Source organism: Streptomyces sp. NPDC086787, assembly GCF_044745865.1.
GTDB lineage: Bacteria > Actinomycetota > Actinomycetes > Streptomycetales > Streptomycetaceae > Streptomyces.
In genome coordinates this window covers 68242-76295 of the sequence record NZ_JBIVBC010000010.1, presented here as the reverse complement: position 1 = coordinate 76295, position 8054 = coordinate 68242, and the positions used below count along the sequence as shown (strand labels likewise).

The 8054-nt window shown below is 74.1% G+C and carries 5 protein-coding genes; 2 read left to right on the top strand and 3 right to left on the bottom strand.

Annotated elements, in window-relative coordinates:
* Positions 1-93: 93 nt before the first annotated feature.
* Positions 94-912, bottom strand: coding sequence for an SAM-dependent methyltransferase (locus ACIPK3_RS23150; protein WP_402572423.1), 819 nt, complete (start codon positions 910-912; stop codon positions 94-96).
* 323 nt (positions 913-1235) lie between these two features.
* On the opposite strand from ACIPK3_RS23150, the gene ACIPK3_RS23145 reads away from it, so the two are divergent.
* Complete coding sequence (locus ACIPK3_RS23145) at positions 1236-3002, top strand: MOSC domain-containing protein (protein WP_402572421.1); 1767 nt, start codon at positions 1236-1238, stop codon at positions 3000-3002.
* Between the two features lie 7 nt (positions 3003-3009).
* Here the strand turns inward: ACIPK3_RS23145 and ACIPK3_RS23140 are convergent, their stop codons facing one another.
* Together ACIPK3_RS23140 and ACIPK3_RS23135 are read right to left on the bottom strand one after the other, a co-directional pair.
* The gene (locus ACIPK3_RS23140) at positions 3010-3729 is read right to left on the bottom strand and encodes a YoaK family protein (RefSeq protein WP_402572420.1); all 720 of its coding nucleotides are present in this window, start codon (positions 3727-3729) and stop codon (positions 3010-3012) included.
* A 79-nt stretch (positions 3730-3808) separates the two neighbouring features.
* On the bottom strand, positions 3809-7201 hold the full coding sequence (locus ACIPK3_RS23135; protein ID WP_402572703.1) for a BTAD domain-containing putative transcriptional regulator: 3393 nt from the start codon (positions 7199-7201) through the stop codon (positions 3809-3811).
* A gap of 162 nt (positions 7202-7363) precedes the next feature.
* On the opposite strand from ACIPK3_RS23135, the gene ACIPK3_RS23130 reads away from it, so the two are divergent.
* The gene (locus ACIPK3_RS23130; protein ID WP_402572418.1) at positions 7364-8053 is read left to right on the top strand and encodes a hemerythrin domain-containing protein; all 690 of its coding nucleotides are present in this window, start codon (positions 7364-7366) and stop codon (positions 8051-8053) included.
* Position 8054 lies beyond the last annotated feature (1 nt).

The following is an 8054-nucleotide window of genomic DNA, read 5'->3' as shown; positions in this document are numbered from 1 at the left end:
GCCGGAGTGAAGGCGTCCTCCCCAGGAATGAGTAAAGAATTGACCGGCGCAATCGGCCTGCTGAACAGGCATTTCCCCGGTGGCGGACTCCGGTCAGCCGTCTTTTCGAGCCACTCCCCCGTAGATTCCGATCGGCGGGGCGTCGCGCACCTCGGCCTTCTCCGGGCGCCAGCCCGTGACCTTGACCAGGCCCGGCTCGACCAGGGTGAAGTCACCGAAGAAGTCCAGGATCCGGCCGTGTGAACGGAGGTTGAGGCTGGCCGTGGCGCTGTTGTAGACGGCGGCGGCGTCCTCGCGCCGGTCGTCATGGACGTCGCCGGTGGCGTGCGACAGGACGAGATAGGAGCCGGTGGGCAGTGCGTCCCGGAGAGTGGCGAGGATGCCCTCCGGGTCCTCCGACTCGGCGATGAAGTGCACGACGGCCACCAGCAGGAGCGCCACCGGTTCTCCGAAGTCGATGACCGCGCGCACCTCGGGGTGGTCCAGGATGGCCCGGGGATCGCGCAGATCGGCCAGGACGACGGAGGTGTCGGTACCGGACATGAGCGCCATGGAGTGGGCGCTGACGATCGGATCGTTGTCGACGTAGACGACCCGGGTGTCGGGCGCGACGGCGTGCGCGATCTGGTGCACGTTGGGCTCGGTGGGCAGGCCGGTGCCCACATCGAGGATCTGCCGGACGCCGCCCTGCGCGACGACATGGTGGACGGCGCGGTGCATGAAGCCACGGTTGGCGCGGACGCCCGCGCGCACTTCCGGCGCCGCCCTGATCATGCGCTCGGCCGCCTCCCGGTCGACCTCGTAGTTGTCCTTCCCGCCGAGGAAGTAGTCGTACATGCGGGCCGGATGGGGTCTGCTCGTGTCGATCTCCGGGGGTTGCGCTCCGCTGCCGCCGGTGCGGGGAGAGGTCATGCGCCTGGCTCCGTCCTGAACTGGTAACACGCCACCGTGCGAGGCCTGGTGAGCGTTGGTCAGAACATCATCCTGGCACGCGGGGCGTGTTGCTCCGATCCGGTCGGGCGTCGGGACCGGGACGTCGGTTCACGCGGTTCACGCGTGCGACCGGTCGCGTCGGTCGTCCGCCACGGCTCGGCCATGGCTGCGTCACGGCTGGGGCACGGCCGCGTCATGGCCCGGAACCCGCGGGGACGCGGTGGCGGGTTCCGGGCCCCGGCGAAATCCTGGAGGTCCGACTGGTCGTGCAACGCCAGTGAGACGGACCTGCGAGGTGGATCATGCCCACGCTGGCATCGGTGAACGTCGGACTGCCCACGGACGTGCGGTGGCGGGGCCGCACGGTCCGCACCGGTGCCTGGAAGCGGCCCGTGAGCGGGGCGCGGATGGTGCGGCGGCTGAACATCGAGGGCGACGGGCAGGGGGACCTGGCCGGACACGGCGGCGAGATGCGCGCGGTGCTCGTCTACCAGCTCGACTCCTACCGCCACTGGGCCCGGGAACTGGATCGCGACGACCTGCTCCCGGGACACTTCGGCGAGAACCTCACCGTGGACGGACTGGCCGACGACGAGGTGTGCGTCGGCGACCGGTACCGGATCGGCGGCGCGGTGTTCGAGGTGACCCAGCCCCGGGTGACCTGCTACCGCGTCGGCCTGCGGCTCGGTGAGCCCCGGATGGCCGCGCTGCTCGTGGCGCACCGTAGGCCCGGCTTCTACCTCCGGGTCATCGAGGAGGGCGAGGTCGCGGCCGGCCAGGACATCATCAAGATCGCCTCCGGCCCCGAGGGCATGACCGTCGCGGAGATCGACGCACTGTTGTACCTGCCGGGCCGCCGCCGGGAGCAGGTGGAGCGCGCGCTGCGGATCCCCGCCCTCAGTCCGGGCTGGCGGGCCTCCATGGAGGCGCTGCTCGGGCAGGCGGACCTGGGGGCGGGCGGGAACGCGGGGCTGACCGGCGGTACTGTCGCACCGCCCGGCTGGGCGGGATTCCGCCGGCTGTCCGTGGCCGCCGTCCGCGCGGAGAGCGACAGTGTGCTGTCGTTGACGCTGACCGCCCCCGACGGGACTCCGCTGCCCGCCGCGCTTCCGGGCCAGTTCCTCACGGTGAAGGTCCGGCCCGACGCGCGAGCCGCCGCACTGGTCCGCGGCTACTCGCTCTCCGGACCGCCGGACGCCGGCAGCTACCGGATCAGCGTGAAGCGGGAGCCGCACGGTGCGGTGAGCGCGTACCTGCACGCCAGTGCCGCGGTGGGCACGGAACTGGAGGCGGCCGCGCCACGCGGCACCTTCTGCCTGACGGACGGCACGGAGCCGGTGGTGCTGGTCTCCGTCGGCGTCGGGGCCACCCCGGTGCTCGCCATGCTGCACGCCCTGGCCCGGTCCGCCGAACGGGAGGTGTGGTGGCTGCACGGCGCCCGCTCCGGTGCCGAGCACGCCTTCGCCCGGGAGACCCGTGACCTGCTGGCCAAGCTGCCGCACGCCAGGTGCCGGATCTTCTACAGCCGCCCCGGCCCGGGTGACCGGCCCGGGGTGGACTACACCGACGAGGGCCGGCTCACGCCCGCCCGCATCGCCGCTCTCGGGCTGCCCGCCGACGCGGACGCCTATCTGTGCGGGCCCCCGGCGTTCATGGCGGCCACCGGCGCGGCCCTGGCTGACGCGGGACTGGCGCCGTCCCGGGTGCGGACCGAACTGTTCGGGGCGAGGGACGCCGTCACTCCCGGCATCAGCGCCCCGGCGTCCGCAACCGCCCCGCACCAGCCGGCCGGTCCGGCGGGCACCGGACCCGAGGTGACCTTCGCCCGCAGCGGGCTGACCGTCCCCTGGCAGCCGGACCGGGACAGCCTTCTGGAACTGGCGGAGGCCTGTGACGTACCGGTCCAGTGGTCCTGCCGTACGGGCGTCTGCCACACCTGCGAGCTGGCGCTGCTGTCCGGTGCCGTCGCCTACGCGCCCGACCCGGTCGAGCCTCCGGCCGACGGCAACGTACTGATCTGCTGCTCCACTCCGGCGAAGGACACCGGCCCGGTCGTCCTGGATCTGTGAGGGGCGGTCACGTCTGCCGGGGCGGCAGGGGGCGCAGGCCCGGCGAGCGGGCGTAGACGGCCACCACACACGCCTCGAACGCGGTGACGACGAGGATGGCGGGCCCGATCCCGAGCCGCAGGAGCCCGGCCCCGGCCACTCCGCCGACGAAGATACCGAGAACGGTCGCGATCCGGCGGGCCCGCGCCAGTGCCCTCATCGCCGAGTGGTGCCCGCCGAAGGACAGGACATCCGTCAGCGCCTTGACCAGCGAGATCTGCACCACCGTGGTGGGCATCTCCGGGACCCGGGACTCGATCATCAGCCGGGTGCGCCAGCCCATCGCGCAGGCGAGGATCGCGATCACGAGGCTGAGCACATAAGGCGGGGAGTGCGTCTCGGCGCCCAGGGTCACGGCGCACAGGCCGGCGGCGGCCAGCACCGCGGTCTCGGCGGAGAGCACGGTCACGAACCATCTGTGTCCCCCGCCGACCAGCCGGGCGATGACGACATGGCAGAGGGCCGCGCCGATGACGAAGGCGCCCAGCGCCGCCGCCGGGCGGCCGATCGGGATCCCGGGCGCCCGCGCGACGCCGAACCCGACCAGCAGCAGGTTTCCGGTCGCTAGGGCCGCGAAGGCGTGGCCCAGCCCGAGAAAGGTGATCGCGTCGACCGCTCCGGAAGTCACGGTCAGCGCGAACAGCGCGATACTCACCCGGGTCTCGGCGCGCGTCAGGTCGGCGTCCACGGCCTCAGCCTGCCCCAGCATCCCCACCGGACGACCATGTGACACGCACCCCGCACTCACCCCGGCCCGACGGCCCGGCTCAGACCGCGAAGGTCCGCCGTCGGCCCCGTGCCGCGTCCAGGTCCGCCGCCGCGCGGCGGGCGTCCGTGGCCAGATGGCGTGAGCCCCAGGCGAGTGCGGTGCGTCCGGCCAGGGCATAGTTCTCGGCCGCGGAGCGGTCCTCGCCGAGCAGCCGGAAGAGGTCGGCCAGGGCGTGGGCCAGGGGTCGGGTCGCATAGGCCGCGCCCGCGGCGCCGGCCAGTTGGGCGCGGACGGGCAGGAGGTGGGCGGTCAGCGCGGCCGCGCTCTCGTGGTCGTTGTGGAGCACGGCCAGCTGGGCGCGGAAGTCGAGCTCTATGCCGTAGAGGTGGTCCGTCACGGGCCGCGGGGGGCAGTGCACGGCCAGGGCTTCGTCGAACCGGCCCTGGCGGGCCAGGATGAGGGAGAGCGCGACGCCGACGGGGGCGCCGACGGTCTCGTACACCTCGCGCATGGCCGGCTCGACTTCGGCCGGGCGGCCCTGGGCGAGGCGTATGGCCACGAGGGCCAGGATGCGCAGGCCGGTGGCGTGGTGCGCGCCGACCCGCTGGAGCAGTTCGTCGGCCTCGGCGTAGCCCCTCTCCGCCACGTCGAAGTGGCCGGTCACGGCGGCGAGCATGGCGGAGGTGGCGGCACCCAGACCCTGGGCCCAGACCATCCGGTAGCGGCGCGCCAGCACGAGTCCCTCCGCGGTGTGCCGGCGCAGTGCGGCGGGGTCGTTGCGGGCGGCGGCGGTCATGCCGTCGAGGTGTTCGCAGACCCAGCGGTAGGCGGGCAGGTCGTGTGCGCGGGCCAGGTCACGGAGTTCGGCGACGAGCGGTTCCCGCGCGTCGCCGTGTGCCTCGTGCGGCAGCAGCTTGGCGGAGGTCATCAGCGCGGAGGACAGCAGGCGCGGTTCGCCGTCGGCGCGGGCCAGGTCGAGTTGGGTGTGTGCCGCGCGCCGGGCGCGGGGCAGGTCCTCGCCCGCCACCGCCTCGACGACGACCTGGAGCACGCGGGCCCGCGTGGGGTTGTCCAGTCCGGGCCCGGCGGCCAGTCGTTCGAGGCGGTCCAGCGACGCCGGGTCGGTGAAGCCCTCCAGCCGGCTGCGCCAGGGTGAGGGTTCGGTCCAGGCTCCGTGAACGGCGGCCACCAGGTCGCCCCGGTCGGCCCGCTCGGCCAGTTCCACCGCCTGCTGCCGGGTGCGCCGGGCCGCGTCGGTGGAGCCGGCCCGCACCTGCGCGCCGAGCAGCCGCACCAGCAGGCCGACCAGGTGCCCGGGATCGTCGCCACGGCGGCCGGGCGCTGCGGTGTGGGTCTCGATGGCTTGCTCGATGAGGCCCACGGCGACGTCGTGGGCGTAGCGCCGCTCGGCCACCTCGGCCGCGCGCAGGGCGTAGTCGACGGCCAGGGGCGCGTGCGCGGAGCTGCCGGAGCGGGCGAAGTGGTGGGCCAGCGCGGCGAGGTCGTCCGGGCGGCGGCGGCGCAGCACCTTGGCGATCCGGGCGTGCAGCCGGGACCGGCGCAGGCCGGACAGGTCGGTGTAGACGGTGTCGCGGACCAGGGCGTGCACGAACCGGACGCGTCCGGGGCCCGGCTCGGTGAGCAGATCGGCGGCCAGGGCGGCGTCGAGTCCTTCGAGGACTTCGTCCTCGCTGGCGTCGGCGGCCTCGGTGAGGAGTGCGACCTCGGCCTCCAGTCCGACGACGGCGGTGAGCCGTACGACGGACCGGGCGCCGGCCGGCAGCAGGTCCAGCCGTCTGCGCAGCACGTCGCGCACGCCCTGGGGGACGTCGGAGACCGCGACGAGTGCGCCCTCGGCGGCGAGCAGACGTGCGCTCTCCAGCACGTAGAAGGGGTTGCCGCCGGTGCGTTCGGCGAGCGCCGCGACCGTCGCGGGGTCCACGGCCGTACCGCACACGGCGTCGACGACGGTGGCGACGTCCCGTGGTGGCAGGCCGCGCAGGGTGATCCGGTGGGGTGCGCCGGGGGCCAGCTGGGCGAGGGTCTTGACGAGGGGTGCTCCGACCTCGGCGGGGCGGTAGGTGGCGACGGTGAGCAGGGGGACGCCGGCCACCGCGGCCGCCGCTTCGAGCAGGGCGAGGGTCTCGCTGTCGGCGCGGTGCACGTCCTCCAGGACGACGGCGAGCGGCGCCTTCGCGGTCGCGGCGCGCAGCCAGGCGGCGAAGGCGCGGTGCATGCGGAAGCGTCCGGCGGTCGCCTCGTCGGCCGTCCGGACGGCACCGGTGTCGGGTTCGCGCAGCAGCACGGTGAGTTCTTCGGGGCGTGTCGGCGGCACGTCCCGGGCGAGCGCGCCGAGCATCTCCACCCAGGCCCAGGCAGGGGGCGCGCCCTCGTACTCCGGGCAGCGTCCGATCACCACGCGCCATCCGTCGGCGCGCAACCGGTCGCCGAGCCTGCCGATCAGCGCGGACTTGCCCGCGCCGGCCTCGCCGGTGACCAGCAGGGTGGCGGCGCGCTGCCGGGCGGCGCGGGCGGCGGCGTCCAGGGCGGCGAGTTCACGGTTCCGGCCGACGAAGAGGGCGTGCCCGGTGCGTGCCGGTTCGACAGCGTCGGGGGTCGGGTGCGGGTCCGGAGCGTGATGGGCGCAGACGGGCCCGGTGGCCGCGACCGCTCGTGGGGATCTTTCCCGTGGCGGTACGCAGGCGTGCAGGACGTCGAGCCGCTGGGCGAGCACGGCCTGTTCCAGTTCCGTCAGGGCCGGGCCGGGGTCGCAGCCGAGTTCGTCGCGCAGTACGGCGGAGGCTCGGCGCAGCGAGGCGAGGGCGTCGGCCTGCCGGTCGCAGGCCCACTGGGCGAGGGCGAGCAGGCGCCAGCCCTCCTCCCGCAGCGGGCTCTCCCTCACGAGGGTCTCGGCGGCGGGTACGGCCTCGGCGGCGCGGCCGGTGCGCAGGTCGGCCTCGGCGGCGAGTTCCCGTGCCTCGGCCCGCAGTTCGGTCAGCCGGGCCGCCTCCGCGGCGGCCCACATCTGGTCGGCGTGCTCGGCGAAGGCGGGCCCCTGCCACCAGCCGAGCGCCTCGGCGAGCAGGCGGCGGGCCTGTTCGGCGGGGGCGTCGCGGGCCCGGCCGACGCGTTCCTCGAACCGCCAGGCGTCGACGGCCTCCTGAGGCAGCCGCAGCGCGTATCCGGGCGGGGCGGTGACCAGCACGGTCGCGGGGGCGCGGGGAGGCCGCCCCGGTTCGAGCCGGCGGCGCAGGTTCGACACGTAGGCGTGCAGGGACGCGGTGGCCTTGACTGGTGGTGCCCCGCGCCACAGGTTGTCGGCCATCCGGTCCACGGGTACGACGCTGCCGCGCGCCGCTATCAGCAGGGACAGGACGGCTCGTTGCCGCGGAGCGCCCAGGTCGACCGGTTCTTCCCCGACTTCGGCGCCCAGCGAACCCAGGACTCGAATACGCAGCACGTCGCGGGAATTTACCCGAACAGCAGACCGAATCCGTCAACGGATGATAAACGCGGTTCCGGTGGGGCCCCAAGCCGGACGCCAAGCAGACGCCAAGACATCGGCGGCATCCTCCACGGCTGTCACAAGTACCGGATCGTTGGAGCAGGCAAGGTGTCCCCCAGTAGTACCCCTGGCGAACCACTCGTCACCGAACGTCCCCACACCCACGAGATGGTCGTGGTGCACCGTGTCTTCCGGCGGGAGTCGGCGCTGCTGCCCCGGCTGGTGCGTGCCGTGCCCGACGGAGGGACGGCGCGCGCGACGCAGGTCGCGGACTCTCTGCGTGACTACCTGTTCGGTATTCACCACCATCACGCCCTCGAGGACGAGCTCGTCTGGCCGCTGCTGCGTGCGCGCGCCGCCGACGAGGAGCTGGTCGCCCGGATGGAGGAGCAGCATCAGCGGATCGACCGGACCCTGGAGACCGTACGGCAGTGGGCGCCCGCGTGGGAGCGGGCGGCCGACCGGATCGCCGGGGAGGAACTGGCCCTGGCACTCGACGCGCACCGGGTGGCGCTGCTCGAACACCTCGACGACGAGGAGCGGCTGGTGCTGCCGCTGGTCGCCGAGCACCTGACCGTCGCCGAGTGGGACCTGCTCGGCGGGCGCGGCATGGAGGGCATTCCCAAGGCCAAGGTGATGATCGCCCTCGGCGCGATCCTGGAGGACGCCACGCCCGGGGAGCGCGCGTACTTCCTGGGCCGGGCCCCGCTGGTCGGCCGTCTGCTGTGGAAGCTGCTGGGCCGACGGCAGTACGCCGCCGCCTGCCGGGCGCTGCGCGCGCCGCTGGACGGTGAGTAGC